The sequence below is a fragment of the Taklimakanibacter albus genome, assembly GCF_016595235.1.
GTDB classification, from domain to species: domain Bacteria; phylum Pseudomonadota; class Alphaproteobacteria; order Rhizobiales; family Aestuariivirgaceae; genus Taklimakanibacter; species Taklimakanibacter albus.
On the sequence record NZ_JAENHL010000003.1, the window covers coordinates 100,350 to 126,543 of the forward strand.

Below are 26,194 nucleotides of genomic sequence, written 5' to 3' on the forward strand. Positions count from 1 at the left end.
GCGTCAGTGCGGCGCCCAGTCCTTCGGCGCCAGCTCGAAGCCGTCGAAGGCGAAGGCCGGTGACACGGTGCAGCTCGACAGCGTCCAGGCGCCTTGCGAGCGCGCCGTCTGCCAGCAGAAGCGCGGCACGATCACTTGCGGGCGCTGGCCCTGCGCCAGATCGCTGCCCAGCTGATGCAGATCGACATGGCGGCCGTCATGCGAGAGTCCCAGCTCCAAGGGCGCGCCCGCATGCCAGTGCCAGATCTCGTCGGCATCAATCCGGTGCCAGTGGCTGATCTCGCCTTCGCACAGGAGGTAATAGATCGCGGTCCCCTCGGAGCGCTCGCCCAGCGCGGCATCGGCACGCCAAGTCTCGCGATAATGGCCGCCCTCCGGATGCGGTTTCAGATCCAGAAGGCGGATGATATCGCCAGGGGTCAGCGTCATCTGAAAGCGTCTTTGCGTTTCCGGACCTCGGCGAAGACATCGGCGTTGCTCGCCATCGACATGGCCAGCACCGAGCGGATCTCCTTGCTTTCGGGCCTGAGGAAGACATTGGTGTCGAGCTCCTCGCCGATCGTGCCGGGCAAGGTCATCTCCTTCTTGGCGCGCTGCGCCTTGATCTTGTCGGCGCGCTTCACGAGCTTGTCATTGCCGGGCTCGATGGTGAGCGCGAAGCGGGCGTTGGATTCGGTATATTCATGGCCGCAATGGAAGAGTGTGTCGCGCGGCAGCTTGCGCAGTTTGTCGAGCGAGGTCCACATCTCGGCAAGCGTGCCTTCGATCACCCGGCCGCAGCCGAGCGCGAACAAGGTGTCGCCGGCGAAGAGCAGCTTCTCCTCGGGGAGATGCAGCACGATATGACCCAGCGTGTGGCCGGGCGTCGCGATGACCTTAACCTCGCGTCCGGCGAAATCGTAGGATTCGCCGCCCGCCACCTGTTTGTCGATGCCGGGGATCTGCGGGGCTTCCGCCTTGGGGCCGATGATCGTCACCCCCCATTTCTTCTTGAGGGCGAGATTGCCTTCGACATGGTCGATATGGTGGTGGGTGGTCAGGATATGGGTGAGCTTCCAGCCCTTGCGCTCCAGCTCGCGCTCGATGGCCGGGGCTTCGGGGGCATCGATCGTGGCGGTCTGGCCGGTTGCGCTGTCATGCACGAGGACGCCATAATTGTCGTCGCGGCAGATGAAATGATGGAGTTCAAGTTTCGGCAATAGCGTATTTCCTCTGATCGAAATTGGCGCGTGACCCTGGGCCCCGGAATACCTATCTTTCCCACAATGGATGTAGCCGATCTACGTGAATTTTACACAAGCCGGCTCGGCCAGGCGACCCGCCGGCTGATCGCGCATCGCTTGCGCGACCGCTTCGGCGACCTGACCGGCGCCACCGTGCTGGGCTTGGGCTTTGCCACCCCCTATCTCGATTATCCGGCCGACGGGGCGGAACGCAGCCTCGTCTTCATGATGGCGCAGAGGGGCGTGCTGCACTGGCCGGAAGGCCAGCCCAATGCCGCCGCCTTGGTCGAGGAATGCGAATTGCCGCTGCTCGAAAGCACGGTCGATTTCGCCCTCGTCATCCATGGGCTCGAGCTTACCGACCAGCCGACCGAGATGCTGCAGGAGATCTGGCGGGTGATGTCGCCGCAGGGCCGCCTGGTCATGGTGGTGCCGAACCGGCGTGGGCTGTGGGCGCGCTCCGACGCGACGCCTTTCGGCTACGGCCAGCCCTATTCGCGCTCGCAATTGCAGCAGTCGCTCAAGGAGGCGAAATTCTCGCCCGTCGGCTGGTCGCAGGCTTTGTTCATGCCGCCCTCCGAGCGTGGGCTCATGCTCAAATCGGCGGCCGCCTGGGAGCGGCTCGGGCTCAAGACGTCGCCCGCCTTTTCCGGCGTCATCATCGTCGAGGCGGTCAAGCAGGTTTATGCCGTCTCGACCCGCAAACGCTCGCGCCGCATGCTGCCGCGGCTCAGGCCGGCGCTCGCCTCCTTCGATGTGAAGTTGCCGCGTTTCAAATGAGCGGACATCCTTTCGCGCTCAACGGCAAGACGGCGCTGGTCACCGGTGCGGGACGTGGGCTCGGCCTCGCCATCGCCAAGGCGCTGGCGCAAGCGGGCGCCTCCGTGCTGCTCAATGGCCGCACCGAAGCGCCACTCGCCGAAGCCGCCCGGCAGATCACCGCCGATGGCGGCGCCGCGTCGGTGCTCGCTTTCGACGTCACCGATCAAAGGCAAGTGGAAGCGGCCTTCGCGCGGATCGTGGATCTCGACATCCTCGTCAACAATGTCGGCCTGCGCGATCGCCGTCCGGTCTTTGATTTCTCGTTGGAAGATGTGCGCAAGCTCATCGAGGCCGATCTCATCGCGCCCTTCGAGCTCGGCCGGCGCGCCGCGAAGCTGATGATCGATAAGAAGCGCGGTGGCCGCATCATCAACATCACCTCGATCGCGGGGCTGATCGCCAACAAGGGTGACGCAGTCTATACGACGGCGAAGGGCGGCCTCATGGCGCTGACCCGCGCGCTCGCGGCCGAGCTCGGGCCCAAGGGCATCACCGTCAATGCGGTGGCGCCGGGCTTTTTCGCGACGGAAACCAATGCCAAGCTGACGGCCGATCCGCGCGTCGCCGAATGGCTCAAGGCGCGCACCGCGCTCGGCCGCTGGGGCAAGCCCGACGAAGCGGCAGGCGCTGTCGTGTTTCTCGCCTCACCGGCCGCGTCTTATGTCACCGGCCATATGCTGGCGGTCGACGGCGGCTATCTCACGCATTTTTAGGGCGCATCAGCTTATCCGAAAAGCCTGCAACTTTTCGGGCTGATGCGTCTCATTTCGCGGTCAGCACGTGGCCGACGAAAGGCAGCTCACGGAACTGATGCGCCATGTCCATGCCGTAGCCGACGACGAATTTGTCGGGGCAGACGAAGCCGCGGTGATCGGCTTCGATATCGGCGGCGAGATGGCCGGGCTTTTCGAGGAGCACTGCGGTCGAAACGCTGCGGGCGCCGCGCGCGGCGAGCAGGTCTTTTGCAAAGGCCAGCGTGCGCCCGGATTCGAGGATGTCGTCGATCAGCAATATGTCGCGGTCCTCGATCGGCGATTCGACGTCACGCAATATTTCGACCTGGCCGGACGAGCGGGTCTTGTCGCGATAGCTCGCCAGCATCATGAAATCGACCTCGGGCGACAGGCGGGCGCGATGCATGGCGCGGATGAGATCGGCGGCGAAGACGAAGCTTCCTTTCAGCACCGGCACCACCAGCAGGCGGTGCGGCCGCTTCTCGGCAATGGCTTGGGCGATCGTTTCGATGCGCTCGGAGATCTGGGCTTCGGAGAACAACACCGCGATGCGGTGGCCGTCTATTTCAATATGGCTCATGGCCCGGGATTTACGCCAATTTCATCGGCATGGGCAAAGCGAATCTGCACGTTTTCGGCGGTTTCCGGCGGCGAAGCGACGCGGGTGGTGAAGGTCGTCATTTCGCCCGGACGCAAGGGCCGGATGCCGGAATCGAGCGTCCAGGCATAGACGTCGGCCGCCTCCTTGTCCTTGAGGACGAACCGCAGGGAAGGCACCTTGCGGTCCTCGTCGCTGACATTGACGATCTCGCCTTTGATCGAGATGACGCGGGTGCCCCCGACCACCACATGCTGCTGCTCGACGCGGCGCACTTCGAGGCCGTAGATATTCACCTTCATGCCGGCCCGGTCGAAGACCTGGATGCTGGCGGGGAAGAGACGCACCGTCCTCTCCGGCATGGCGAAGGCGGCGATGAAGGGTGTCAGCGCCACGGCGGCGAAAGCGCCCCAGCCGGCAAGCTGGCGGCGGCGGCGGCGCTGCGCCTGAACGAATTCCTCCTGGGCTAGGCGCGCCGCCTCGGTCAGGCGTCGGATCTCGCGGTCTTCGTCGGGGCGGGGCTCACCGATGGGGGCCGGAACATGGGACGCCGCGGCGGGAATGGGCTTGGCCGCAATCTCGATGACCTCGACCGGTCGGCTCTCGATCCAGTTGTGGCCGCATTCGGCGCAACGCACCATGGTCCCGCTGGCCGAAAAGCGCGAAGCGGGGAAGTCATAGCGAGTTGCGCAAGCGGGGCAGGCGACTATCATCCGGAGCGTGCCGTCAAAAACGATTCGAGACCGGTCTATCGGTCCTATGGTCTTGAAGATTAACCGCAAACAGGGTTAAGGCGGCGTTAAAGCGGCGTGAGGCCGGCTGGTTTTGAAGGGGAGCTCATGGTTCGTCTCGAGAATGTGGGCCTGCGCTATGGGCATGGGCCGGAAATCCTGAAGGACATCTCCTTCGTCCTAGCGCCGGGTGAGTTCCGCTTTCTCACCGGTCCGTCGGGCGCCGGCAAGACGTCGCTGCTCCGCCTGCTGTTCCTGTCGATGGCGCCGACCCGCGGCTTCATGAGCGTCTTCGGCCAGGACACGACACAGATCGGTCGCAGTGACCTGCCACTGCTGCGCCGCCGCATCGGCATCGTTTTCCAGGAATTCCGCTTGCTCGACCACCTCACCACTTACGAAAATGTCGCTCTGCCGCTGCGCGTGGCGGGGCTCGCCGAAGAAAAGTATCGAGCCGATGTCATGGAGCTCCTGAAATGGGTCGGCCTCGCCGAGCAGGCCCGCGTGATGCCGCAGGTGCTGTCGGGCGGTGAGAAGCAGCGTGCCGCCATTGCGCGTGCCGTCATCGCCAAGCCGCAGCTGCTCTTGGCCGACGAGCCGACCGGCAATGTCGATCCTGCCCTCGCCAAAAGATTGCTGCGCCTGTTCCTCGAGCTCAACCGCCTCGGCACCACGGTGCTGATCGCCACCCATGACGTGCAACTCATCGCGCAGGCGAAGATGCCGGTCATGACGCTGGATCAGGGCCAATTGAGACTGGCGGCATGAGGCTGCCGGTTTACATATCGTCGAATATTTACCCTCCCCCTTGCGGGGAGGGTCGACGCGCAGCGTCGGGGTGGGGGTCTGGTGGTCGCGCAAGCACATCAAGGCCACGTTTCAAAGACCACCCGACCCCCACCCCTGACCCCTCCCCACAAGGGGGAGGGGAAATGAGCGGTGAGGCCTCAGCATGACCGACCAGGCCTCGCATCGTCCCGAGCCGATCATCCCGCCCGATGCGGCGCCGCTGCGCACGCTCACTTTGGCGATGGCGGTGATGTGTTATCTGGCGGTGCTGGCGGCCGGCGGCCTCGTGCTCATCAACCGCTCGGTGGAGGCGTGGACCGGTGATCTGTCGCGCGAGATCACCGTGCAGATCCGCGAGATCCAGGGCCGCAACATGGAAGCGGATCTCGCCAAGGCGGAAGCCATCCTCAAGACGACGCCCGGCGTGCTGAAAGTCACGGTGCTCGACGAGAAGGCGGCGATCGACCTGCTCGAGCCGTGGATCGGCGGCATCGAGGGACTCGAAGATCTTCCCGTGCCGCGCCTCATCGCCATCGAGATCGATCCCGACAATCCGCCGGATTTTACCGCCCTCGAAACGGCGCTGCGCAATGAAGTGCCGGGCGTCAGCCTCGACACGCATAAACGCTGGCAGGCCGAGCTCACCCGCATGGCGCGGGTGCTGACGACGCTCGCTTACGCCATATTGGTGCTGATCGGGCTGTGCGCCATCGCCATCGTCGTCTTCGCCACCCGCGCGGCGTTGGAAGCCAATCGCGAAGTGGTCGAGGTGCTGCATCTCGTCGGCGCGCGCGACAATTTCATCGCGCGCCAGGTCGGGGGCCGGTTCCTCAGGACGGGTCTCACCGCCGGCATCATCGGCCTGGTGCTCGGCATCCTCACCTTTTTCCTCGCGGCAGGCGCCGCCCCCGACAGCTTCGCCGCCATCGCCCAGGAATTCCTCTCGCTGTCGGGCAATCACCTGATGCAGAATTATCTGGCGCTGGCGGTGGTGCCGGCGGTGGCGACGCTCATCTGTCTCATCACGTCGCGCGTGACGCTGATGCGCATCCTGAAGAGTCTCCGGTGACCTGGCTCCGCTCGCTCATCTACAACATCGTCTTCTATGTGAATCTGGTGCTGTTCCTGGTCGTGGGCTCGCCCTTCTATCTGACGCCGCGCAAATGGTCGATCCGCGCGCTGCAGGCCTGGGCGACGACCAGCCTGTGGTGGCTGAAAGTGATCTGCGGCACGACCTATGAGGTGAGGGGCCGCGAGAATATCCCACCAGGCGCCGTGCTGGTGGCGTCGAAGCACCAATCGACCTGGGATACTTTCGCGCTGCTGCCGCTGTTCGACGACCCGGCGATGATCCTGAAGCGCGAGCTCATCTTCATTCCGCTGTTCGGCTGGTTCATCCCGAAATTCCGCATGATCCCGATCGAGCGCTCGGCCGGCGCGCAAGGGCTCAAGACCATGCTGCTGCGCGCCAAGGAAGCGGCACAGATGGGCCGGCAATTGGTGATCTTTCCGGAAGGCACACGCTCGGCGCCCGGCGCACCGCCCGATTACAAGCCGGGCGCGGCGGCGCTTTATCTGCATCTGGGTCTGCCCTGCCTGCCGCTCGCGCTCAATTCCGGCCTGTTCTGGCCCCGGCGCAAATTCATCCGTTATCCCGGCAAGATCGTCATCGAGATCCTGCCGGTCATCGCGCCAGGCCTGAAGCGGCGAGAGTTCTCGGAAACGCTGCAGGAGACGATCGAGACGGCGACGGCGCGGCTGGTGCGGGAAGCGACTGGATGATGAGTGGAGATTTCGCCGCCTGTCCAATCCACCGGCAAGCGAAGCGCCGGAAAAGGCGCGCATAAAAAATTAAACCCCGAGCCGAGGCCCGGGGGTTGCTAGCGGCGTACCGCATCGCGTTGATGCCATGTTATATACATTTTCAGCGCTCCTCTGTCAAGGCTCGGAAGGCATGTTGAAAGCGGCATTCTATTATGACGGCTTCAATTTTTATCATGCAATCAAAGACTTAGGTGAGCCATACCTGAAGTGGTGCAATCTCTGGGAGCTGGGTGAGCGCCTTATCCCCAAGCAGACTGAACAGCTCGTCAAAGTGGTCTTCTGCACCGCCTTCTATCCCGGCGATGAGCGCAAGAAATGGCGGCATCAGCAATATCTGAACGCGTTGGAGAATGTCGGCGTGACAACCGTCAAGGGCCATTACGTTCATGAGGAGGCGAGCTGTGACAAATGCGGGAAAAGCTGGAAAAAGCCGACGGAAAAGGAAACCGACATCAATGTCGCTCTCCAGCTCATGATGGACGCGCAAGATGGCGTCTTTGAAAAGGCCTATCTGGTCACCGCGGATTCGGGCCAGGCCGCGACCGCTCGGGCGTTCAAGGACCGCTTCCCGCAAAAGCAGCTCGTCACGGTCGCGCCGCCGGGCCGGAACTTTTCCGTGCATATCGCCCGCTATACGGACGGCAACAGGCTCGCCATCACCAAGGATCATCTCGACTGGGCCGTGCTCCCGGCCATCGTCATGAGCGGCACGAAACCGGCGGGAAGACGGCCCCGGGAATATGACCCGCCCGAGTGGTGGATTTCTCCGAAAGATCGACAGGTTTAGCCGGGGACGGGAAGTACTATGTCCTCCACGACCGGCGAAGCCCACAGCTTGCCGGCGTGCGCGAAGGCTTGGCAGAATCCGATCGTGGCGAATATGTCAGCGAAGAAGACATTGCGGCGGTTCTCAATAAGTATCGTCGAGCGCACAGCGAGAAGAACTGAGTACGACTGACTCCGCCTCCTTAGAATATTCCGTTCTGATTTTCGGCCTTGTTGGGCACGATCTGCAGCACGTCCCAATGCTCGACGATCTGGCCGTCATCGTCGAGGCGGAAGATGTCGATGCCGGCCCAGACATGATCACCCGGCCACTCCTGTCGGCAATGCAGGACGACGAGATTGCCCTCAGCGATAATTCGTTTGAACTCGACACTTTTGCGGGGATAGTCGCGCGCCGCCTCCTCGGGCATGGGCTTTTCACGCTGCCTTTCGGATGCTCATCTCAACATGCATGCCGGCGGCGACGGGCATATCGACCAGGGTGTCGAGACCGAAGAGATCGATCTTGCCGCGGATCAGGTCGGATACCCGCGGCTGAGTCACGCCGAACAACTTGGCCGCTTCGGACTGGCTCAATCCCTTGGCGGCAGTATGCTCCTTGAGCGCCATTATCAGCGCCGAACGGAGCTTCATGCGTACTGTTTCTGCGGGCGTGTCCGAGACAGCGTCCCAGACACTTTCAAAGCGTTCATTGGCCATCAGTACAGCTCCTCAGGTTCACCCGGAGCGCAGCTCCTAGTGTGGGCGCTCCGGGCCAGCCATGATAGGCAAGACGGGTGAGCTATTCCGCCCGGTTAAGGAACTAGCACATCCCAAGGCGTTAAGCTTCTCCAGAACGGCCACCAAGAGCCGTATGTACGAAAAGAGAACAATACTATATAATGGGTATCCTGTCAGTTCAGCGAGTACACCATGTCCGCCAGCGAGCCTCATTTTCTCGATCCGATCTCGGCTGAGATCTGGGACATGAAATACCGCTTCAAGCGGCCGGACGGTTCTCCCGTCGATCAGACGGTGGAGGCGAGCTGGCAGCGCGTGGCCAAGGCGGTGGCGCAAGCCGAGAAGCCGGCCGAGCGTGCCAAGTGGGCCCGGGAGTTCGAAGGCCTCCTTCAGGATTACCGTTTCCTGCCCGCCGGGCGCATCCTGTCGGGTGCCGGCACGGCGCGCACCGTCACGCTGTTCAACTGCTTCGTCATGGGCAGGATCGAGGATTCGCTCGCCGGCATCTTCGACGCGCTGAAGGAAGCGGCGCTGACCATGCAGCAGGGCGGCGGCGTCGGCATGGATTTCTCGACCATCCGGCCCAAGGGCGCGGCGGTCAAAGGTGTCGGCGCCGATGCGTCCGGCCCGTTGAGCTTCATGGATGTGTGGGATGCGATGTGCCGCACCATCATGTCGGCCGGCTCGCGCCGCGGCGCCATGATGGGTACCTTGCGCTGCGATCATCCCGACATCGAGGACTTCATCGCCGCCAAGGCCGATGCCAAGCGCCTGCGCATGTTCAATCTCTCGGTCCTCGTCACCGACGACTTCATGCAGGCGGTGAAGGCCGATGCCGACTGGCCGCTCGTCTTCGCCGGCCAGACCTACCGGACGCTGCGCGCCCGAGCACTCTGGGACCGCATCATGCGCTCGACCTATGATTATGCCGAGCCCGGCGTGATCTTCATCGACCGCATCAACACGCTCAACAACCTTTCTTACTGCGAGACGATCCAGGCGACCAATCCCTGCCTCACCGCCGACAGCTGGATTTCGACCATTGAAGGGCCGCGCCAGATCGCCGATCTGCGGGGCCAGCAATTCACGGCGATTGCCGATGGAGAATCGTGGCCGAGCGACGAGCGTGGCTTCTTCTCGCGCGGATCGAAACCCGTCGTGAAGCTCGAGACGCGCGAAGGATTTGCCTTGCGCCTCACCGCCGATCATCTCATCCGCAAGGTCGCCCGCCGCCGGCCGCTCGATTGGAGCTGGGCCGAGACTGCGTCGCTGGCACCCGGTGATGAGGTGCTGCTCCATAATCATCGGTGTGCTCCGGCATGGGGAAATCCCGCCGAGGTCCGGCGCGATGAGGCGGAAGGTTATCTGCTCGGGCTTCTCATCGGCGACGGCGTGCTCAAGGAAGACAAAGCGGTCCTTTCGGTGTGGCCGGGAAAGCAGGCGGTCGGCGGCGGCTTCGAACGGCCGGGTGTCGAAGGCATCATGACGGTGGCGCTCGACGCCGCGCGACAATTGCCGCATCGCGCCGACTTCATCGGCTGGACAGCGGTCGACGGCCGCGGTGAATTCCGGCTGGCGACGGGCGCCCTCAAGAAGCTCGCTCATGCCCATGGCATGGCGCCGCGCAACAAGGCCGTCACGCCGGCGATGGAGCGGCGGTCGTCGGCTTTCCATCAGGGTTTCCTGCGCGGCCTCTTCGATACCGATGGCAGCATCCAGGGCAGCCAGACCAAAGGCGTCAGCATCAGGCTGGCGCAAAGTGATACCGACCGGCTCATTGCCGCGCAGCGTATGCTGGCCCGCCTCGGCATCGTCAGCACGCTCTACCGTGAGCGCCGCTCCGCGCAGCTGCGGCTTCTGCCGGACGGCAAGGGCGGCGCGAAGGAATATGCCACGCGCGCCCAGCATGAGCTGATCATCTCCGGCGACAATATCGCCGTCTATGCCGAGCGCATCGGTTTTTCCGATCACGACAAGCATTCGCGGCTGGATCAGCTCCTGCAAGGCTACAAACGCGCGCTCAATGGCGAGCGTTTCGTCGCGACGGTCGCCAGTGTTACGCCCGATGGCGAAGCGGAGGTCTTCGATGCCGCCATTCCCGGCCTCAATGCTTTCGACGCCAATGGCTTGTGGGCGCATAATTGCGGTGAGCAGCCGCTTCCGCCCTATGGCGCGTGCCTGCTCGGCTCGATCAATCTGGCGGCATTGATAATTGATCCGTTTACGGAGCAAGCGCGCATCGATGAAGCCGAGCTCGCCCGCCTCGTGCCGCTCGCGGTGCGCTTCATGGACAATGTCGTCGACGTCTCCAACTATCCTTTGCCCGAGCAGCGCCGCGAGGCTCTGGCGAAGCGGCGTATCGGGCTCGGCATTACCGGGCTTGCCGATGCGCTCACGATGTGCGGGCTGCGCTACGGCACGCCCGAAGCGGCTGCCGCGGCGAAGGACTGGATGGCGCGCATCGAACGCCTTTCTTATCTCGCCAGCGCGGCGATCGCGGCGGAGAAGGGCGCCTTCCCGCTCTATGACGCGGACGCCTATCTCGCCGGCGGCCATGTGAAGGGGCTCGAAGCCGACATCAAGGCGGCGATCGCCAAATCCGGCATCCGCAATGCGCTCCTCACCTCGATCGCGCCCACCGGCACCATCTCGCTGTTCGCCGGCAATGTGTCGAGCGGCATCGAGCCGATCTTCAGCGTCGCCTATGACCGCAAAGTCCTGCAGCCCAATGGCGAGCGCATCACCCAGAAGGTCGAGGATTACGCGGCGCGGGTCTGGCGCGGGCTGAAGGGAGAGGACGCGGCGCTGCCGCCAAGCTTCGTCACCGCCAACGACCTCACCCCGCATGAGCATCTGGTGATGCAGGCGGCGATCCAGCCGCATATCGATTCATCGATCTCGAAGACGATCAACTGCCCGCCCGATCTCCCCTTCGAGGATTTCAAGGCGGTCTATCTCGAAGCCTATGACCAGGGTCTCAAAGGCTGCACCACCTTCAGGCCCAATGACGTGACGGGCTCGGTGCTGTCGGTCAGCGAGCCCGCAAAATCCGAGCCGGTGCAGGCAGCGCTGCCGCTCGAGGCGGTGCGCGATCCGTTCCTCCATGCCGAGCCCGGCGAAGTCATCTACATGAAGCAGCCGCTGGCGCGCCACGAGGTGCTGCCGGGCTTCACCTACAAGCTCAAATGGGCCGATTCCGACCACGCCATCTACATCACCATCAACGACATCCTGCAGGACGGAAGGCGGCGGCCCTTCGAGATCTTCATCAACTCGAAGAACATGGAGCATTTCGCCTGGACGGTGGCGCTCACCCGCATGATCTCGGCGGTGTTCCGGCGCGGCGGCGACGTCTCCTTCGTGGTCGAGGAGCTGAAAGCGGTATTCGACCCGCGCGGCGGCCAGTGGATGGACGGCCGTTATGTGCCGAGCCTGCTCGCCGCCATCGGCGGCGTCATCGAGCGGCATATGATCGATACCGGCTTCCTCAAGCCCGACGCCAAGCCGGGCCTGGCGCTCGCCGTCAACGACCAGCAGCGCGGCGCCCAGTGCCCCCGCTGCGGCGAGGCGACGCTCGTCTTCCAGGAAGGCTGCTCGACCTGCCTCAGCTGCGCCTATTCGAAATGCAGCTGATCCGCATGGTCCGTAATCAGAAGCGGGATTGACAGGGAGAACAGCTTGTTCTATATTCGTTCCATGTTGATTCATGGAACACCCCTGCAAATCCCGTTCTCGGGCGGCACCGAATCCGAGCCGGCCTTCTGGTACTGGCACGGTGCTTCTGGCCGCCGCTACATCCACTCGGTCTATTCGCCGGACAAATGCCCGCCGCTTCCGGGCGCTGTCTTCCTGGCGGTGCGTCGCTTCGGCACCTTGCGCACCGTGCTGGGCGCCGGGCGTTTCGCCGGCCTGTGGGACATCAACCTTGCGACCGGGGACGCCGCCCATTGGCGCGATCTCGGCGCCAATGAAATCCACGTCCATCTTCTGGGCCGTACCGACGAGGAGGCGCGGGCCATCGCCGCCGATCTCAAGGCGGCGCTCAAGGATGGTACCGCCAAGCCCGTCAACGAGCCGGTCAAGCTCGCGGCTTAGAGCAAATCCCGCCAAAGTTGCAGACTTTGGCGATAAGGATTTGCTCCAAGATATGGGCCGGAACAAGTAAGCCGACACCGGGTCTCGCAAGAAGACCCGTGTCACAGGGATGCGTCAGTTGAGTCCAGCGTAACCAAGAGGGTGGAATGTACTCATTCCGCCCTCTTAAATTTTTGCGGGCATCTTCAGCAGCGCCTGGGCCAGCCTCTCCAGTGGCTGATCGCGAATGCCGGCCTCGCGCAGATGCTGCACGGTGTTCAGCACATAATCGGTACAGGAGCCGGACTGGCCATGGCCCTGGCGCACATGATGAAGCTGGTCCTCGAAGCTCAGGCGCCCGGCATATTGCCGATGGGTACGGTCCACCGCATAGGTCAGCGCCGGCACTTTCTCCGCCTCTTTACCGACGAGGCGAACCGGCTTGACCACCTCGTGATACATGTTCGTCACCTGCTCGCGGGCGCGCAGATAGGCCGACGCATCCGCCCAATCCTCATCCGCCACCCGGAAGGCGATGCCGTGGCAGGCACCGCCGATATCGAGCCCCAGCACCAGGCCGGGACGGTCCGGCGTGCCGCGATACATATGCGACAACATGCACAGGCTGCGGTGATAGCCGTGGATCACCGCGCGCTGCCGCTCGATGAAGCGGAAGCCCGGATTCCACATCAAAGACCCGTAGCCGAAGACCCAATTTTCGTGCATTGAGCCCCGATCTACAGTGAAGCGAGCGGAACACGCAATGGCCGACAAGCCGAAACGCCCCTGGCCTTTCATCCTGACCTTCGCCGCCGTCGTCCTCCTCGCCGCCGGCTGGTGCGCCTATTGGTACGTCGCCTCGAGCTTCGCGCGCGAGACCTTCGAGGCCGAGCTCGCCAAGCTCTCGCGCCAAGGCGTGACGCTCGACTGCAAGGCGGTCGACTGGGGCGGCTTTCCCTTCCGCTTCGAGCGCGATTGCGTGGCGCCGAAGCTCACCACGCCTGGCGAAGAGGCGGAAGCCCAGCGCCTGCTGCTCGTCGTCCAGGCCTATATGCCGAACCGTGCGGTGGCGCTCCTCGACGGTCCGGTCGTCACCAGCTCCGGCCTCACCATCACCCATGACCGCGCCATGGCGAGTGCGCGCTATTCGGGCGAACGCGACTGGCTCGCCTCGCTCGAACTGCCGAAAGTCCAGGCGCCGCCCTATGGCCGCGCCGACCGCCTTCTGCTCAGCGCCCGCGACACCGGCACCCCCCGCATCGATGTCGCGCTCGACGCCACTGCGGCGGAAGCGCTGCTCGGTCCTGGCACGCTCCTGAAAGTGGATCAGGCGCTGCTCAACGCCAATCTGCCGCGCGCGGCGCTCGGCCAGGATCTCCTCGCCTATCTGGCGCGCAGCGGCGAGAAGGTCGGCGTCGTCGAGGTGGCACTCAAGAAGGGCGATCTCACTCTCAAGGCCACCGGCGAGATCGGCATCACCGCGCAAGGCCAGATCGACGGGAACCTCAAAACCACCACCAACCGCCTCGATCTCCTGATGGACGAGCTCAAGCAGAATTTCGGCCTGTCGGAAAAAGACGCGCAGACCTTCACGACGATGATCGGCCTCCTGCAGCCCGGCAAAACCACCGACGTGACGCTCGACCTCATCGCCAAGGACGGCAAGCTCTATTGGGGACCGGTGAAGCTCACCGAGTTGCCGCCGGTGCTGTGACCTTTATCGTCATCCCGGCGAAAGCCGGGAGCCATTCAATAGGCACAGACGGGTGGTACCGCCGGCATTGCACGAGTTTAGTGGATCCCGACTTTCGTCGGGATGACGGGTATGGAGGTTTCACTCCTTCGGGCGACGGCCGAAATCGGGGGCGGCGGTTTCTTGGCCGGCGGCGATGATGCTGCGGCGGACTTCGCGTGAGCGGGTGAACAGGTTGAACAAGGTGTCGCCGTCGCCCCAGCGGATGGCGCGCTGCAGCAAAGCAAGATCCTCGGAGAAGCGGCCCAAGGTCTCGAGCACCGCTTCCTTGTTGTTGAGGAAGACATCGCGCCACATGGTCGGGTCGGAGGCGGCGATGCGGGTGAAGTCGCGGAAACCGCCGGCCGAGAATTTGATCACTTCCGAATTGGTGACGTCCTCGATATCGGCGGCGGTGGCGACGATGTTGTAGGCGATCAAATGCGGTAGATGGCTCGTGATGGCGAGCACCATGTCGTGATGCTCCGGCGTCATCGTCTCGACATTGGCGCCGCAGCCGCGCCAGAATGCCTCGAGCTTCGCCACCGCAGCCTTGTCGCTGTCGGGCAACGGCGTCAGAATGCTCCAGCGGTTGAGAAAGAGCTCGGCGAAACCCGATTCAGGTCCCGACTGCTCGGTGCCCGCCACCGGATGGCCCGGAATGAAATGAACATTGGCCGGCATGAAGGGGCCGACATCGCGCACCACCGCGCTCTTGACCGAGCCGACATCGGTGACGGTGGCGCCGGCTTTCAGATGCGGGCCGATCTCTTCCGCCAACTTGCCATAGGCGCCGACCGGCGTGCACAGGATGATGAGATCGGCATCCTTCACCGCCGCCTTGGCGCTCTCATGAATTTCGTCGACGAGGCCGATGCGCTTCGCCGTGGCGCGCGTCTCGGCGCTACGGGCATAACCGGTGATGCGGTTCGCCAGTTTCTGCTGGCGCATCACATGTGCGAGCGACGAGCCGATGAGGCCGAGGCCGATCAGCGCCACGCGCTCATAGATGACGCCGGTCACTTCAGGAACTCGCGCAAGGTGGCGATGACGGCGTGATTGGCTTCCTCGGAGCCGACGGTCAAGCGCAAGGTCGTCGGCAGGCCATAACCGTCCATGCGGCGCAGGATGATGCCGCGCTGAGTGAGGAAGGCATCGGCCGCGGCGGCATTGTGTTTCGCTGCGGTCGGGAAATGCACCAGCAGGAAATTGCCGACGCTCGGCGTCACTTTGAGCCCAAGCTTCTCGAGTTCGGCGGTGAGCCAGGCGAGCCACTGGTCATTATGGGCGACGGCCTTCTCGACATGCGCCTTGTCGGCGATCGCCGCGGCGCCGGCGGCGAGTGCGGGTGCGCCGACATTGAAGGGCCCGCGGATGCGGTTCAGCACATCGGCGATATGGGACGGGCAATAGATCCAGCCGAGACGCAGTGACGCCAGGCCGTAGATCTTCGAGAAGGTGCGCGTCATCACCACATTGTCGTTGGTGGCGACGAGCTCGATGCCCGATTCATAATCATTGCGCCGCACATATTCGGCATAGGCCGCGTCGAGCACCAGCAGGCAGTCCTTCGGCAGGCCGGCATGCAGGCGCTTCACCTCGGCGACCGGAATATAGGTGCCGGTCGGGTTGTTCGGATTGGCGAGGAACACCATGCGCGTCTTGGGTGTGACGCACTCAAGCATGGCATCGACATCGGTGTGGTGGTCGCTTTCCTTCGCCACCACTGCCTTGGCGCCGTTCGCCGCAATGGCGATCGGATAGACGAGGAAGCCATATTGCGAATAGACCGCCTCATCGCCGGGGCCCAGATAGGCATGCGCCAGAAGCTGCAGCAATTCGTCGGAGCCGGCGCCGCAGACGATATTGTCGGCCTTCAGCCCATAACGGCTGGCGATCGCCTCGCGCAGCTCGTTGGCGGAGCCGTCGGGATAGAATTCGAGCGCGTTGGCCGCCTGGCGATAGGCGTCGATCGCCTTGGGGCTGGCGCCGAGCGGCGTCTCATTGGCGGAAAGCTTGTAGACCTTCTGGCCCTTGGCCCCGGCCTTGCCCGGCACATAGGGCGCAATATCCAGAATGCCCGGCTTCGGCATCGGCCGGGCGGCAGCAGTAGCGGATGTCATGATCTCACCTCGATGGGGCTCGGGTAGCGTCCCAGCACGGAGAGCGCAAGTGAGCCGTTCGAACGAGTGAGCCCGACCAGCGGCGCGGCGCCTTCGGACAGGAAACCCGGCAGGCTCGAGAGCTGCAGCGACCCCGTCTTCGCCTGCCACAGCGGCTGCAGCGCGAAATCGCGCGGCAATTGTCCGTCGGTCAGCACCAGCGTCTCGTCTGTTCCCGTCTGCTCGGGCTCGGCATGGCCAAAGATCAGAAGCTCGGGGCGAGGAGATGCCGCGCCGATGAAAGGCAGCACGCCGATGACCTGCGCCTCGCCGGCATGGCCTTCGAGCCAGGCCGTGGCCCACGGCCCGTCGAGCGCCACGGCGGCGAGATCGCCCGGATGGGCGGCGACCGTCTTCAGGGCCGCTGCCTCGCTCGGATGCTCGGCCAGCGCGGTAGGGCCGAAATATTCGCGCAAAAGCGCCTGAGACGCGGGGGAAGCGAAGAAGCCGGCACTACCGTGAATACGGATCGCCGCCTGCTTCAGGCTCGCCGTGGCGATCAGCGCCCGCCAGATGCGGAAGCACAGATCAGCCGGCACCCGGTCGCCTGCCTGATCGATCAGCCGGCGCAGGATCTGCGCCTCGCGGCCCGGCCGGATGGGTGACGTGCCGAGGCTGCCGGTGCCGGCTTTATAGGCCCTGACCCGCTCCACCACGTCGAGGCGTTTGGCGATGAGCTCCAATATGCCGTCATCGATGCGGTCGATCTCGCGGCGAATATCGGCAAGGCTTTCCTGGGGCGGGCTAACGGGCGTCTGCATGCGGGCGCTATTCATAAGGAGCCGGCCCCGCAAAAGCAAAGGGGTAGGGAGCTAACCCTCGCCCCGCAATTTCCCCTCCCCCTTGTGGGGAGGGGCCAGGGGTGGGGGTCTGGTGGTGCCTGAAGTGTATTGCTGCGTGTCTGGAGGGACCACCCGACCCCCACCCCCGCCCTTCGGGCGTACCCTCCCCGCAAGGGGGAGGGAGGAGTGATCACAAAAAAGCGCAGCAAGAAAAACCTCGCCCCGCGTGAGCGGGGAGAGGGAGGGACCCATTGCGCAGCAATGGGAGGGTGAGGGGCACCCGGTGAATAGTTTCAGGAAAAGATGGGCGGAAAAAGCCGGGCAAACTCACAGGGAGGCCCCTCACCCTTCCCGCCGCTCTGGCGGCGGGCCCCTACCCTCTTCCCGCTTCGCGGGGCGAGGGTATTCTCAATACAGCCCGCGCAGCAGGCGCTCGATATAATCCTTGTCGATGCGCGGCAGGTCGGGCTTGTTGGCGCGCTCACGCAGCATGTCGAGGATCTCGCGGGCCCGGCGGATCGCCGCCTCGCCCGGCAGCATGTTGCGATCGGGGCCATATTCCTCGCCCCTAGTCGAGCGTGGCCGGCCGAGCGGGTCGCGGTCGTCGCCGCGCGCCTGGCCATGGCGGCCGTAATTGCCGGTATTGCCCTGGCCCTGCTGCATCATCTGGCGCGCCATCGACTGGGCGCCCTCGCGCAAGGCGTTGAGCGCGTCGCCCTGCTGGCCCAGGGCCGGATCGCGGCGGCCCTGCTTGAGCGAGCCGGTGGCACCTTGCATCGACTTGCCGGCCTGGCCGAAAGACTGCGGCGGCGACATGCCCTGCTGGCCCAGGCGGCCCATCAGGTCTTCCAGCATGCCACGCAAGGCGTCCTGCTTCTCGGAGAGCGACTGGCCCTCCGGGCTGCCCTGGCCCTGCTGCGGCTCGCCATTCTGCTGATCGCCTTCCTGCTGCTCGCCATTGGGATCGCCCGGCAGGCGCATCGTCTCGTCCATCAGCTGCTGCTGGCGGCGCATCAATTCGGACAGATCGCCCAGCATCTCCGACATCGGCGACTCGCCCTGCGGCTGCATCTCGGCCGACATGCCGGGCTGCAGGTTGCGCAGCAAGCTTTCGAGCTGCGACAGCATTTCCTGCGCCGCTTCATTGGCGCCGCTCTCGGCGAGCTTCTGGATCGTGTCCAGCATCTTCTGCAGATCCTGCTGGCTCAGCATCCGGCTCGGATCGACGGGCTGCGGCTTCATGCCGTTCTGCTGCATGCGCCGCATGGTCTCTTCGGCCATCGACTGCAAATATTTGTTCATCGCGTCGCGCAATTTGTCCATGAGCTCGGCGATGCGCTCTGGAGAAGCGCCTTCGGCCAGCGCCTTCTGCAGCTCTTTGCGGATCGCGTCGAGCTCGGCCTTGGCATCGGCGAGATCGCCTTCCTCGATGGCGACGGCGAGCTTCCACAATTCGTCGACCGACTGCTTGATGTCGTCCTGGTTCCGGGCGTTGGCGATATGCGACTGGAGGGCGGCGATGGCGATATGAATGCCGCTCTTGCCGACCAGCCCTTCCGGATAAAGCAGCAGGCTCTTCAGCATCAGATCGACATTGCGCGTGTCGTCCGGCTCGTGGATCAGCGCCTTCCTCTGCTCGATCAGCGCCTTGGCGAGCGGCATGATGAAGGGCCGCTCGGGCAGCGTCACCGTCCTGGTCTCGGTTTTGGCGGTCTTGCCGGCCTGGTCCTTGGCCTCGAGCGTCACATCGACATTGAGTCCGGCCCAGGGATGGGCGGTGAGATCGTTGGTGCTCGTCTCCTCGACCTCGCGCGGCGAGGCGCGCTTCAGCGTGATCGGGAAAGCCGGCGCGTCATAGAGGAAAACGCCATTGCTGGCGAAGCCCGGCCCGTCGGCCTGGTCGTCGGAAAGCACCATCTTCGCCGTGACCGCCGCCAGGCCATAATCGTCGCTGCCTTTCCAGGAGAGCGACAGGGCGCCGGCCGAATCGGAGGCCTGATCGCCGGTGAAGGCGATCTTGGGCGGCTCGTCGGGAATGACCGACAGGCGCCAGCGGGCGAGCTCGCTCGATCCGTCGAAGACGCGGATCTCGGCCGGCCGGTCGAGGCGCGTTTCGGCGGTGAAGGTGCCGCCATCCGTGGTGATCTTGGGTGCCAGGCCGGAAATCTCTTCGCCGCCGATCAGGTCATGGAAGGTGAGCCGCGGTTCTTCCGCACCCGCGACGCGCAGGACCAGAAGGCTCGCTTCCGGCACCAGGAGATCGCTTTCGCGCGCCAGGCGCTCCTTCAGCGCCGCGCTGGTCAGCAGCATAGGGGGCTTGGCGGTATAACCGGGCGGCCGCACCCAGGCATCGAGCGACAGCGCCGTCTGCGCGGGGGCTGAGGTGACGCGCACCGCATCGGCGAAATTCGACACCGGGTCGCCGCGATAAAGGAAGAGGGCGGCGATGACGCCGAGCAGCGCCACCAGGCGCAGCGCATAGGGGTCGCGCCATTTGAGGTCGGAGCGCGGCGTGCCGGCCTTGAGATGCGTGAGCTTGGCGAGCTGGCGCGCGACATGCACTTCCCAGATGGCGGAAGCGGCGCTGCCCGGATTGGCGGGTTTGTCTTCCGAGGCCGAGATCGGCCGGTGGTCGAGGGCGGACGCCGCCTCGACACGGCGCAGCGCCTCGGCGCGGGCCGGGAAAACCAGGCGGAAGATCGGCCGCAATGTCCACAGGAAAGTCGCCACGAAGGCCGCCAGCGCGGCATAGCGGACATAGTCGGGGAGCAGCGCCAGAAGCCCGGTCAGCACCGCCACGGCGAAGACGGCCGCGAGCATGACCAAGGGAAAGGAGGCCGCCCACAGGCGTTCCCAGAATAGCGCCAGCCTGGCGCGCCAAACCGTTCTTTGCAGTTGAGGTGACATCGCTCCCGATGATCCTACCATAAAACGGCGAAATAACGCTCATCCATGTTGGAAGGGTAAAGGCGAAAGGACACCTGTTTTCTGGTCCCTCGGGGCCAAATCGCGCAGATGTGAAGAGGGTTCCACGGCTTCCTGAGGCGAGTCCGATCAGAAAACATTCCGTCACCCCGACGAAAGTCGGGGCCCATAAAAGCCTCTCCACGCGAGCAGCGCCGCCCGCTGGCGCCTATCCAATGGGTCCCGGCTTTCGCCGGGATGACGGTGATGGGTATCTTCGGCGCATTTCCTGCCATTCGGCGAAATAGTCGAGGCCGACCAGAAAACCCTTTGTCACCCCGACGAAAGTCGGGGCCCATTAAAGCCCTTCCGCGCGAGCAGCATTGCCCGCTGGGCGCCTGTCTAGTGGATCCAGGCTTTCGCCGGGATGACGTTATCCCCGGCTCTTTTCCTGCCATTGGGCCAGGTGATCGAGGCCGATCAGCTCCTCATAGGTCTGGCGCGGCCGGACGATGGCGAATTTCGAGCCCTTGACCAGCACCTCGGCGATCAGCGGGCGGGAATTATAGGTCCCGGACTGGGCCGCGCCATAGGCGCCGGCGGTCATCACCGCCAGGAGATCGCCCTGCGCCATTTCCGGCAATTTGCGGTCGAGGGCGAAATAATCGCCCGTCTCGCAGACCGGCCCCACCACATCGGTGATGAGCTCCGGTTTGCCGCCCGGCTCGTCCAGCGGAATGATCTCGTGATAGGCGTCATAGAGCGTCGGGCGGATGAGGTCGTTCATCGCCGCGTCCTGAATGACGAAGTTCTTGGCGGTGCCCTGCTTCACATAGATGACGCGCGAGACGAGGATGCCGGCATTGCCGGCGATCATGCGCCCGGGCTCGAGCACCAGCTTGCAGCCCAGGTGACCCAGCGTGCGTTTCACCATCGCGGCATATTCGTCCGGATGCGGCGGCACGTCATTGGTGCCGCGATAGGGCACGCCCAGGCCGCCGCCCAGATCGATATGGCGGATGTCATGGCCTTCATTCTTCAGCTCGGCGGTCAATTGCGCGATGCGCTTGAAAGCCTGCTCGAAGGGGGCCAGCTCGGTGATCTGGCTGCCGATATGGGTGTCGATGCCCGACACCTCGATGCCGTCCAGCTTGCGCGCCTTGGCATAGACGCGCTTGGCGTCGGCGAAGGCGATGCCGAATTTGTTCTCGGCCTTGCCGGTGGTGATCTTGGCATGCGTCTTGGCGTCGACATCGGGATTGACGCGCAAGGAGACATTGGCGCGGGTGCCGAGGCGGGTGGCGACGCTCGCCAGCAATTCGAGCTCGGGCTCGGATTCGACATTGAAGCAGGCGATGCGCTCTTTCAACGCCAGCGCCATCTCGCGCGCGGTCTTGCCGACGCCGGAAAACACGATCTTGCGTCCCGGCACGCCCAAGGCCAGCGCCCGGCGCAACTCGCCTTCCGAGACGACATCGATGCCGGAGCCCAGATCGACCAGGGTCTTCAGTACCGCCTGATTGGAATTGGCCTTCATCGAATAGCAGATGGCGTGATCCTGGCCCGCGAAGGCCTCGTCATAGACGCGGTAGTGGCGCTCCAGCGTCGCGGTCGAATAACAATAGAAAGGCGTGCCCACCTCGTCGGCGATGACCTTGAGGCTGACCTCCTCGGCATGGAGATGGCCGTCTTTATAAGCGAAATGGTGCATGGGCGGCCGGACCGGACTGGCGGGAGGGGGATTACTGGATCAGGGGATCGAGAACGATGGGCTTGTTCTCTTTCTTGGCCCCTTCCGGCGGCTCAGGCGGGCCTTTGACGCCGCAGGCGGCCAGAAGGCCGGCGAGAAGAAGGCTGACAAGAAGGGCGCGAATGGTCATGGCGGGAAGGATTAGACCAAGGTGGGGAGCGGGGGAAGGGGGTAAGGCGCCCGCCCGGACACCAGCAGTGGCCGAGATGACGCTCAGTCGATACTGTCCTGCGCGCATAGCGACTTCACCCGCTTGCACATCTCCTCGATGACATATCGGCTTTCGCCTTCATCCAGGCCGGAGCCGAGGAAATGCGTGTCGCGGCCGCAGTCGAAACAGATTCCGCCGTATCTGAAGCTCAAGGGAAAATAGACAGGATAGGGGTGACGGGGCGATGCCGGCGGGATGTAGGGTGCCGGCCGGAGGTCGCTGATATCCGCCACCTTGTATTCCCGGCTGGGACCCATGCCCAGGAGAAGCTTGCGCCGTTTCAGACGCACCGCGTCGAGCTCGATGATTTCTTTCAAGGTCGCGGCACACAGGAAGACGCCAATCAGGATCGCGCCCACCACAGTCCAGAGCGCCAGCGCACAAGCCATGAAATAGGGATTCGCGGAGTCCCGGCTTTCCACCCCGAAGAGCATGCTCTTCGCACCCGGCGGAACGCGTCCGGTCGTCAGCGCCGAGTAGACTTGAAACTCTCCGAGCGCCCATATGAAGATCAGAATGCCAAGAACCGTCAGAACCGTGTGATCGGCACGAAGCGGAATTGTGAGGCGGAATTTGCCGTCGCGATTCTCGGCGACGACGTAGCCCGGATAGGACGGGATGGTCATGAAGATCTTCCTTCTTCACCATCTTGCGCACGCAGAGACTTCACCTGCTTGCACAACTCCTCCAGGACAAATCTTGCTTCCGTCTCATCGAGGCCTTGGCCCAGGTGATGCGTGTCGCGTCCGACGTCGAAGGCAATCGCACCGGTCCGGGTGAGCGGGCTCGATATCACATACTTGCCGCGAATGTACTTCGGCTGCGGCGGGGCGAGGCGCATATTCGAGATGGCGGCAACGGCAAACTCCTTCTCGGTGCCGAAGAGCAGGATCTGCTTGCGCCGGCGCAATCTCGTGGAGTTGAGCTCGATGATCTCCTTGCCGGTGAGTTGCCACAGGAGGACACAGGCCGCCACGACGCCCCCCAATGTCCATAGAGCCAGCCAGAGGATCAGGCCAAGCTTGTTCTCGCTGTCGCCGAGCAAGTGGCGAAACCCGGCAACCTCGCCAACGGCCCAGAAAGCCAGCCATATGCTGAGGAGCAAAACGCTGCCTATTTCGATCGTCGCGAAAACCGTGATGCGCAGTCCCGAGCCGTCGCGTTCGACGGTGGTTTTGCCCCGGCCGGATTCATCAGTCGCCATGGCTGCAGCCTCCCCAACGGCGCAGGCATATGGGCCCTGGCGCGCGCGGAACAAGAGGCTGGTTGCAAAAATCCTACCCTCTCGTTCTATCCCGAAGTCTGACCGGCATCTCGACAGAGCGACTTCACCCGCTTGCACATCTCCGCGATGACATATCGCGCATCCGCCTCATCTAGGCCGGAGCCCAGATGATACGTGTCGCGGCCGTAGTCGAACGCGATTGTCCCGTCCCGGAAGCTCAGGGGTGCCATATTCATGTTGAACGGCAGCGGCCAGAAGGCCTGGGCCCGCGAGGCGGCCCTGAGACCGGCAATGCTCGCAATCGCATATTCCCTGCTGCGGCTGAAGATCGGAATCTGCTTTCGGTACTTCAGAGTCGTCGACGTGAGCTCGATAATTTCCTTGCCGGCGACATTCCACAAGAAGATGCTGAGCGCCCACATGCCGCCGAGTGTCCATCCCGCAAACCACACGGCTGCGAAGAGTCTCGCGGATGGTGGGACGGGCTTGTCTGACAAAGCGATCAGAAAGGTATAGGGCACAAATATCTCGCCGAACGCCCAGGCAATCAGCCAAACACCCAGAAAGGCTGTTGTGAAAAGCTCGGTTCTCGCGGGGATGGTGATGCGCAAGTCCGCCCCCTGATTCTCGATAATCGCCCGGCCCTTGCCTGGCGCAACAATCGCCATGTCTGTAACCCGCTGTCCCCGATGGATCGTACCAAGCCGGATCAATGCTAGCGAACGGGCAGATTATAGTCCAGGCAACGTTTCAGCCACGCACCAATTCCCAGATCGATCCTGTAGAGAAACTGCGCCCGGCTGACGCCTGTGGAATTTCTCAATCTGAAAGTCAGCCAAAGGGAGGCTATTTCAGCTGGAACGAATCCGCGCTGCACGCGCCGAGTGAATTGGCATCATATTTGTGCCAGTCGGCGATGCTCAGCATGCCGACGCGAATAGCCCCTTCGCCAAGGATATCGCTTGAATCCTTGATCGTCACCCACTTGACTGGCTTGTCACAAAAGCCATTCTTGCCCTTGTTCAGCGAGAAAAACTCATCGGCGTTCAGCACCTGATAGACGTCGCCGCCGAACTCTGAATCGCTGCCGCTTTTCCACACGTCGGAAAACTTAAGCTTCATTTCTCCTTTCAAGAGGGAAAAATGCGCAGAGGTGCGGCTGAGCTTCATCGTTTCCCCCAGCGTTGCCGAAGTACCGTTCGACACAGCGAGATAGGCGCGTGGGCTGTCGGTCGGCATTCCTTTTCCGCTCGACTGGGCGAGCGCGCCATGTGCCATGAACACGCTCAGCGAAGCCGCGGCAAATACGCTTACTAAATGTCGGTTGCGTGTCATGGACGTCCATCCTTGATGTTGCAGCTGCGCATTCTTGCATTGCTATGATGATGGACGAAATGGGGCGGCCGATTCAATGCGTAAGATGCTTTTATGGTATACGAGCGCCCCTTATGTTTTCACGCTCGCGTCAGCTCGGGATCGATCGTGTAGAGAAACTGCGCCCGGCTGACACCCCTGAGCGCGAAGCGGCCGACGGAAACGAGGCGGGAGCGCTCGGGCTCGGGTGTGGCGGCGAAGAAATCGGATGAAAAGAGATTGTCGCGGTCGACCGAGCGGCACAAAGCTACGATGCGGCTCACTTCATTCACCGCCGGGCCGACGACAGTGAAATCGAGACGGGTGGCCGAGCCGATATTGCCGTAGAAGACATCGCCGATATGAAGGCCCAGATTGACGCCCGCCACCGGGCGGCCTTCGCTTTTACGCTTGTCGTTCAGCTCGGCGATGCGCTTCCTCATCTTGGCTTCGGCGAGGAGCGCCCGCCGGCAGGTCTCTTCCGGCTCGGCGCCGCCGAAGATCGCCAGCACACCGTCGCCGATCAGCTTCAGCACATCGCCGCCCTTGTCGTGGATGGCGGAGACGATCGCCTCGGCATAGTCGTTGAGGAGCGGAATCACCTCGTCGGGCGGTGCGGCGTCGGTGATGGTGGTGAAGTCTTTGAGGTCGGAATACCACAGCACCGCATTGATGCGGTCGGCGACGCCGCGCACGATGCGGCCCTGCAGCACGCGGCGGCCTGGATCGCGGCCGAGATAGACCTCGGCGATGGTTTCGGCGACGCGGGTAACCGACGTGGTCTTGAGCGCCAGCGCCAGCAACGGCACCAGCCGGCGCAGCGCGGCAAGCTCGGCGTCGCTGAAGCCATCGGGTCTCGCCGTCGACCAGTGCGTATAGATGCAGTCCATCTCGCCGATGGCGCCCTCGCGGTCGAAACGCTGCAGGAATGCGATGTAGTCGGTCTGGCCCTGCTCATCGAGCCGGTTGAGAAAGGCGAAATCGCGCGCGCCTTCGTCATCGAGGCGGCGGCGCAACTCGTCGCCGCCATGATGCAGCAGATGATAGAAGACGCTCTGGCGCCAGTTCTCCTCCGAATAACTCGTCGGTGTATATTCGGTGATTTCCTTCTCCACCTTGCCGTCGGCGCGCCAGTGGAAGGCGCGGCCTTCGTGAATCGGATGCAACGTGTCGATGACCGCGGCGGCGATGGTGAGATCGAGACCCGCCGCGGTACAGTCGGCGCAGAAGCCATGCAGCAGCTCGAGCTCCGACTGGCCGGCGAGGCCCTTGGCGATGATGGCGGCCGAGATGCGTTCGAGATCGGCGTCTTTCATGCGGGCACATCCGTCGCTTCGACATGGGTGATGAGGCGGGCCAGCATGTCGCGCGTGGCGGCGAGCTCGGCTGCGTCGATGCCTTGGCTGGCGCGGTTGGCCCAGCCGGTCTGGCGGTCGGCGAGCCTGGCGATGCGGGCGTAACCTTCCTCTGTCGGCGCCAGCAGCTTTGCCGATTTATGCGCCGGGTTGTCCTCGTAGGCGGCGAGGCCCTCGCTGACCAGAATGTCGGCTAGGCGTTGCACGCTCTGGCGGGCGAGGCCCATCACGCGGCCGATCTCGGCGACGCTGCGTTTCTCATACAGCACCGCGCCCAGCACTTTCCAGCGTGCGGCGGTGAGGCCGGCCGGGCCTGAGATCTTGTCGGCGGCGGCGAGGAAGCCGCCTTCGAGACGAAAGGTCAGCAGCACGATCTCGGTCAAAAGCTTTGCGGCTTCGGTCTTCTCAAGGGGCACTGG

At 63.7% G+C, this 26,194-nt stretch carries 28 protein-coding genes; 9 read left to right on the forward strand and 19 right to left on the reverse strand.

Going from position 1 to position 26,194, the window contains the following annotated elements; all coding sequences use genetic code 11:
* Positions 1 to 3 precede the first annotated feature (3 nt).
* Together JHL16_RS00505 and gloB are read right to left on the reverse strand one after the other, a co-directional pair.
* Positions 4 to 429, reverse strand: coding sequence for a cupin domain-containing protein (locus JHL16_RS00505; protein WP_200182947.1), 426 nt, complete (start codon positions 427 to 429; stop codon positions 4 to 6).
* A complete protein-coding gene (gene gloB, locus JHL16_RS00510; RefSeq protein WP_200182948.1) occupies positions 426 to 1,199 on the reverse strand; it encodes a hydroxyacylglutathione hydrolase in 774 nt (257 codons plus the stop codon). The genes JHL16_RS00505 and gloB overlap by 4 nt, the downstream gene beginning before the upstream one ends.
* Before the next feature lie 66 nt (positions 1,200 to 1,265).
* Here gloB and JHL16_RS00515 point away from each other — a divergent pair, with 66 nt between their 5' ends.
* Complete coding sequence (locus JHL16_RS00515) at positions 1,266 to 2,003, forward strand: class I SAM-dependent methyltransferase (protein ID WP_200182949.1); 738 nt, start codon at positions 1,266 to 1,268, stop codon at positions 2,001 to 2,003.
* On the forward strand, positions 2,000 to 2,758 hold the full coding sequence (locus tag JHL16_RS00520) for an SDR family oxidoreductase (RefSeq protein WP_200182950.1): 759 nt from the start codon (positions 2,000 to 2,002) through the stop codon (positions 2,756 to 2,758). The genes JHL16_RS00515 and JHL16_RS00520 overlap by 4 nt, the downstream gene beginning before the upstream one ends.
* Positions 2,759 to 2,807: 49 nt before the next feature.
* On the opposite strand, the gene hpt is transcribed toward JHL16_RS00520, so the two are convergent.
* Both hpt and JHL16_RS00530 read right to left on the reverse strand, forming a co-directional pair.
* A complete protein-coding gene (gene hpt / locus JHL16_RS00525) occupies positions 2,808 to 3,359 on the reverse strand; it encodes a hypoxanthine phosphoribosyltransferase (RefSeq protein WP_200182951.1) in 552 nt (183 codons plus the stop codon).
* Positions 3,356 to 4,090 (reverse strand): zinc-ribbon domain-containing protein, encoded by a 735-nt coding sequence (locus tag JHL16_RS00530; protein WP_200182952.1) that lies wholly within the window; start codon positions 4,088 to 4,090, stop codon positions 3,356 to 3,358. Before JHL16_RS00530 ends, hpt begins: the two co-directional genes overlap by 4 nt.
* A 126-nt stretch (positions 4,091 to 4,216) precedes the next feature.
* Between JHL16_RS00530 and ftsE the strand changes: the two genes are divergently transcribed.
* The 4 genes from ftsE (at position 4,217) to JHL16_RS00550 (ending at position 7,508) form a co-directional block, all read left to right on the forward strand.
* Positions 4,217 to 4,876 (forward strand): cell division ATP-binding protein FtsE, encoded by a 660-nt coding sequence (gene ftsE / locus JHL16_RS00535; RefSeq protein WP_200182953.1) that lies wholly within the window; start codon positions 4,217 to 4,219, stop codon positions 4,874 to 4,876.
* 184 nt (positions 4,877 to 5,060) lie between these two features.
* A complete protein-coding gene (locus JHL16_RS00540; RefSeq protein WP_200182954.1) occupies positions 5,061 to 5,966 on the forward strand; it encodes a cell division protein FtsX in 906 nt (301 codons plus the stop codon).
* Positions 5,963 to 6,679, forward strand: a complete 717-nt coding sequence (locus tag JHL16_RS00545; RefSeq protein ID WP_200182955.1) for a 1-acyl-sn-glycerol-3-phosphate acyltransferase — start codon at positions 5,963 to 5,965, stop codon at positions 6,677 to 6,679. The genes JHL16_RS00540 and JHL16_RS00545 overlap by 4 nt, the downstream gene beginning before the upstream one ends.
* Before the next feature lie 172 nt (positions 6,680 to 6,851).
* Positions 6,852 to 7,508: a PIN domain-containing protein gene (locus JHL16_RS00550; RefSeq protein WP_200182956.1), complete on the forward strand. Its 657-nt coding sequence runs from the start codon at positions 6,852 to 6,854 to the stop codon at positions 7,506 to 7,508.
* 181 nt (positions 7,509 to 7,689) lie between these two features.
* Here JHL16_RS00550 and JHL16_RS00555 read toward each other — a convergent pair whose 3' ends face one another.
* Both JHL16_RS00555 and JHL16_RS00560 read right to left on the reverse strand, forming a co-directional pair.
* A complete protein-coding gene (locus JHL16_RS00555) occupies positions 7,690 to 7,917 on the reverse strand; it encodes a nuclear transport factor 2 family protein (protein ID WP_200182957.1) in 228 nt (75 codons plus the stop codon).
* A gap of 7 nt (positions 7,918 to 7,924) precedes the next feature.
* On the reverse strand, positions 7,925 to 8,206 hold the full coding sequence (locus tag JHL16_RS00560) for a helix-turn-helix domain-containing protein (protein ID WP_200182958.1): 282 nt from the start codon (positions 8,204 to 8,206) through the stop codon (positions 7,925 to 7,927).
* Positions 8,207 to 8,419: 213 nt separating this feature from the next.
* Between JHL16_RS00560 and JHL16_RS00565 the strand changes: the two genes are divergently transcribed.
* Together JHL16_RS00565 and JHL16_RS00570 are read left to right on the forward strand one after the other, a co-directional pair.
* On the forward strand, positions 8,420 to 11,860 hold the full coding sequence (locus tag JHL16_RS00565; RefSeq protein ID WP_200182959.1) for an LAGLIDADG family homing endonuclease: 3,441 nt from the start codon (positions 8,420 to 8,422) through the stop codon (positions 11,858 to 11,860).
* Between the two features lie 45 nt (positions 11,861 to 11,905).
* Positions 11,906 to 12,322 (forward strand): hypothetical protein, encoded by a 417-nt coding sequence (locus tag JHL16_RS00570; protein WP_200182960.1) that lies wholly within the window; start codon positions 11,906 to 11,908, stop codon positions 12,320 to 12,322.
* 165 nt (positions 12,323 to 12,487) lie between these two features.
* Here JHL16_RS00570 and JHL16_RS00575 read toward each other — a convergent pair whose 3' ends face one another.
* Positions 12,488 to 13,027: a gamma-glutamylcyclotransferase gene (locus JHL16_RS00575; protein WP_200182961.1), complete on the reverse strand. Its 540-nt coding sequence runs from the start codon at positions 13,025 to 13,027 to the stop codon at positions 12,488 to 12,490.
* A gap of 37 nt (positions 13,028 to 13,064) precedes the next feature.
* On the opposite strand from JHL16_RS00575, the gene JHL16_RS00580 reads away from it, so the two are divergent.
* Entirely contained in the window at positions 13,065 to 14,015 is a 951-nt protein-coding gene (locus tag JHL16_RS00580) for a DUF2125 domain-containing protein (protein ID WP_200182962.1), read from the forward strand.
* A 120-nt stretch (positions 14,016 to 14,135) separates the two neighbouring features.
* On the opposite strand, the gene JHL16_RS00585 is transcribed toward JHL16_RS00580, so the two are convergent.
* The 12 genes from JHL16_RS00585 to JHL16_RS00640 all read right to left on the reverse strand — a co-directional run bounded on the left by JHL16_RS00585 (position 14,136) and on the right by JHL16_RS00640 (position 26,191).
* On the reverse strand, positions 14,136 to 15,056 hold the full coding sequence (locus JHL16_RS00585; protein WP_200182963.1) for a prephenate/arogenate dehydrogenase family protein: 921 nt from the start codon (positions 15,054 to 15,056) through the stop codon (positions 14,136 to 14,138).
* Positions 15,053 to 16,156: a histidinol-phosphate transaminase gene (gene hisC, locus JHL16_RS00590; RefSeq protein ID WP_200182964.1), complete on the reverse strand. Its 1,104-nt coding sequence runs from the start codon at positions 16,154 to 16,156 to the stop codon at positions 15,053 to 15,055. The genes JHL16_RS00585 and hisC overlap by 4 nt, the downstream gene beginning before the upstream one ends.
* Positions 16,153 to 16,956 (reverse strand): chorismate mutase, encoded by an 804-nt coding sequence (locus JHL16_RS00595; RefSeq protein ID WP_200182965.1) that lies wholly within the window; start codon positions 16,954 to 16,956, stop codon positions 16,153 to 16,155. Before JHL16_RS00595 ends, hisC begins: the two co-directional genes overlap by 4 nt.
* Positions 16,957 to 17,385: 429 nt before the next feature.
* Complete coding sequence (locus tag JHL16_RS00600; RefSeq protein ID WP_200182966.1) at positions 17,386 to 19,884, reverse strand: TIGR02302 family protein; 2,499 nt, start codon at positions 19,882 to 19,884, stop codon at positions 17,386 to 17,388.
* 430 nt (positions 19,885 to 20,314) lie between these two features.
* Positions 20,315 to 21,592: a diaminopimelate decarboxylase gene (lysA, locus tag JHL16_RS00605; protein WP_200182967.1), complete on the reverse strand. Its 1,278-nt coding sequence runs from the start codon at positions 21,590 to 21,592 to the stop codon at positions 20,315 to 20,317.
* Between the two features lie 31 nt (positions 21,593 to 21,623).
* Positions 21,624 to 21,761, reverse strand: coding sequence for an LPS translocon maturation chaperone LptM (gene lptM / locus JHL16_RS00610; protein WP_200182968.1), 138 nt, complete (start codon positions 21,759 to 21,761; stop codon positions 21,624 to 21,626).
* Between the two features lie 83 nt (positions 21,762 to 21,844).
* Positions 21,845 to 22,468 carry a hypothetical protein gene (locus JHL16_RS00615; RefSeq protein ID WP_200182969.1) on the reverse strand — a complete coding sequence of 208 codons (624 nt, stop codon included), beginning with the start codon at positions 22,466 to 22,468 and terminating at the stop codon, positions 21,845 to 21,847.
* On the reverse strand, positions 22,465 to 23,046 hold the full coding sequence (locus JHL16_RS00620; protein ID WP_200182970.1) for a hypothetical protein: 582 nt from the start codon (positions 23,044 to 23,046) through the stop codon (positions 22,465 to 22,467). Before JHL16_RS00620 ends, JHL16_RS00615 begins: the two co-directional genes overlap by 4 nt.
* Before the next feature lie 86 nt (positions 23,047 to 23,132).
* Entirely contained in the window at positions 23,133 to 23,735 is a 603-nt protein-coding gene (locus JHL16_RS00625) for a hypothetical protein (RefSeq protein WP_200182971.1), read from the reverse strand.
* Between the two features lie 178 nt (positions 23,736 to 23,913).
* On the reverse strand, positions 23,914 to 24,402 hold the full coding sequence (locus tag JHL16_RS00630) for a hypothetical protein (protein WP_200182972.1): 489 nt from the start codon (positions 24,400 to 24,402) through the stop codon (positions 23,914 to 23,916).
* 119 nt (positions 24,403 to 24,521) lie between these two features.
* Entirely contained in the window at positions 24,522 to 25,736 is a 1,215-nt protein-coding gene (locus JHL16_RS00635) for an adenylate/guanylate cyclase domain-containing protein (protein WP_200182973.1), read from the reverse strand.
* The gene (locus JHL16_RS00640; protein ID WP_200182974.1) at positions 25,733 to 26,191 is read right to left on the reverse strand and encodes a MarR family transcriptional regulator; all 459 of its coding nucleotides are present in this window, start codon (positions 26,189 to 26,191) and stop codon (positions 25,733 to 25,735) included. The genes JHL16_RS00635 and JHL16_RS00640 overlap by 4 nt, the downstream gene beginning before the upstream one ends.
* Positions 26,192 to 26,194: the final 3 nt, after the last annotated feature.

Bases quoted from the DNA above. Each gene is read 5' to 3' on its own strand.
- lptM (WP_200182968.1), bottom strand. From the start codon at position 21,761: ATGACCATTCGCGCCCTTCTTGTCAGCCTTCTTCTCGCCGGCCTTCTG.
- JHL16_RS00505 (WP_200182947.1), bottom strand. From the start codon at position 429: ATGACGCTGACCCCTGGCGATATCATCCGCCTTCTGGATCTGAAACCG.
- JHL16_RS00515 (WP_200182949.1), top strand. From the start codon at position 1,266: ATGGATGTAGCCGATCTACGTGAATTTTACACAAGCCGGCTCGGCCAG.
- JHL16_RS00565 (WP_200182959.1), top strand. From the start codon at position 8,420: ATGTCCGCCAGCGAGCCTCATTTTCTCGATCCGATCTCGGCTGAGATC.
- JHL16_RS00635 (WP_200182973.1), bottom strand. From the start codon at position 25,736: ATGAAAGACGCCGATCTCGAACGCATCTCGGCCGCCATCATCGCCAAG.
- JHL16_RS00630 (WP_200182972.1), bottom strand. From the start codon at position 24,402: ATGACACGCAACCGACATTTAGTAAGCGTATTTGCCGCGGCTTCGCTG.
- hpt (WP_200182951.1), bottom strand. From the start codon at position 3,359: ATGAGCCATATTGAAATAGACGGCCACCGCATCGCGGTGTTGTTCTCC.
- JHL16_RS00625 (WP_200182971.1), bottom strand. From the start codon at position 23,735: ATGGCGATTGTTGCGCCAGGCAAGGGCCGGGCGATTATCGAGAATCAG.
- JHL16_RS00595 (WP_200182965.1), bottom strand. From the start codon at position 16,956: ATGCAGACGCCCGTTAGCCCGCCCCAGGAAAGCCTTGCCGATATTCGC.
- ftsE (WP_200182953.1), top strand. From the start codon at position 4,217: ATGGTTCGTCTCGAGAATGTGGGCCTGCGCTATGGGCATGGGCCGGAA.
- JHL16_RS00575 (WP_200182961.1), bottom strand. From the start codon at position 13,027: ATGCACGAAAATTGGGTCTTCGGCTACGGGTCTTTGATGTGGAATCCG.
- lysA (WP_200182967.1), bottom strand. From the start codon at position 21,592: ATGCACCATTTCGCTTATAAAGACGGCCATCTCCATGCCGAGGAGGTC.
- JHL16_RS00530 (WP_200182952.1), bottom strand. From the start codon at position 4,090: ATGATAGTCGCCTGCCCCGCTTGCGCAACTCGCTATGACTTCCCCGCT.
- JHL16_RS00615 (WP_200182969.1), bottom strand. From the start codon at position 22,468: ATGACCATCCCGTCCTATCCGGGCTACGTCGTCGCCGAGAATCGCGAC.
- JHL16_RS00600 (WP_200182966.1), bottom strand. From the start codon at position 19,884: ATGTCACCTCAACTGCAAAGAACGGTTTGGCGCGCCAGGCTGGCGCTA.
- JHL16_RS00555 (WP_200182957.1), bottom strand. From the start codon at position 7,917: ATGCCCGAGGAGGCGGCGCGCGACTATCCCCGCAAAAGTGTCGAGTTC.
- JHL16_RS00520 (WP_200182950.1), top strand. From the start codon at position 2,000: ATGAGCGGACATCCTTTCGCGCTCAACGGCAAGACGGCGCTGGTCACC.
- JHL16_RS00550 (WP_200182956.1), top strand. From the start codon at position 6,852: ATGTTGAAAGCGGCATTCTATTATGACGGCTTCAATTTTTATCATGCA.
- hisC (WP_200182964.1), bottom strand. From the start codon at position 16,156: ATGACATCCGCTACTGCTGCCGCCCGGCCGATGCCGAAGCCGGGCATT.
- JHL16_RS00540 (WP_200182954.1), top strand. From the start codon at position 5,061: ATGACCGACCAGGCCTCGCATCGTCCCGAGCCGATCATCCCGCCCGAT.
- JHL16_RS00580 (WP_200182962.1), top strand. From the start codon at position 13,065: ATGGCCGACAAGCCGAAACGCCCCTGGCCTTTCATCCTGACCTTCGCC.
- JHL16_RS00560 (WP_200182958.1), bottom strand. From the start codon at position 8,206: ATGGCCAATGAACGCTTTGAAAGTGTCTGGGACGCTGTCTCGGACACG.
- JHL16_RS00620 (WP_200182970.1), bottom strand. From the start codon at position 23,046: ATGGCGACTGATGAATCCGGCCGGGGCAAAACCACCGTCGAACGCGAC.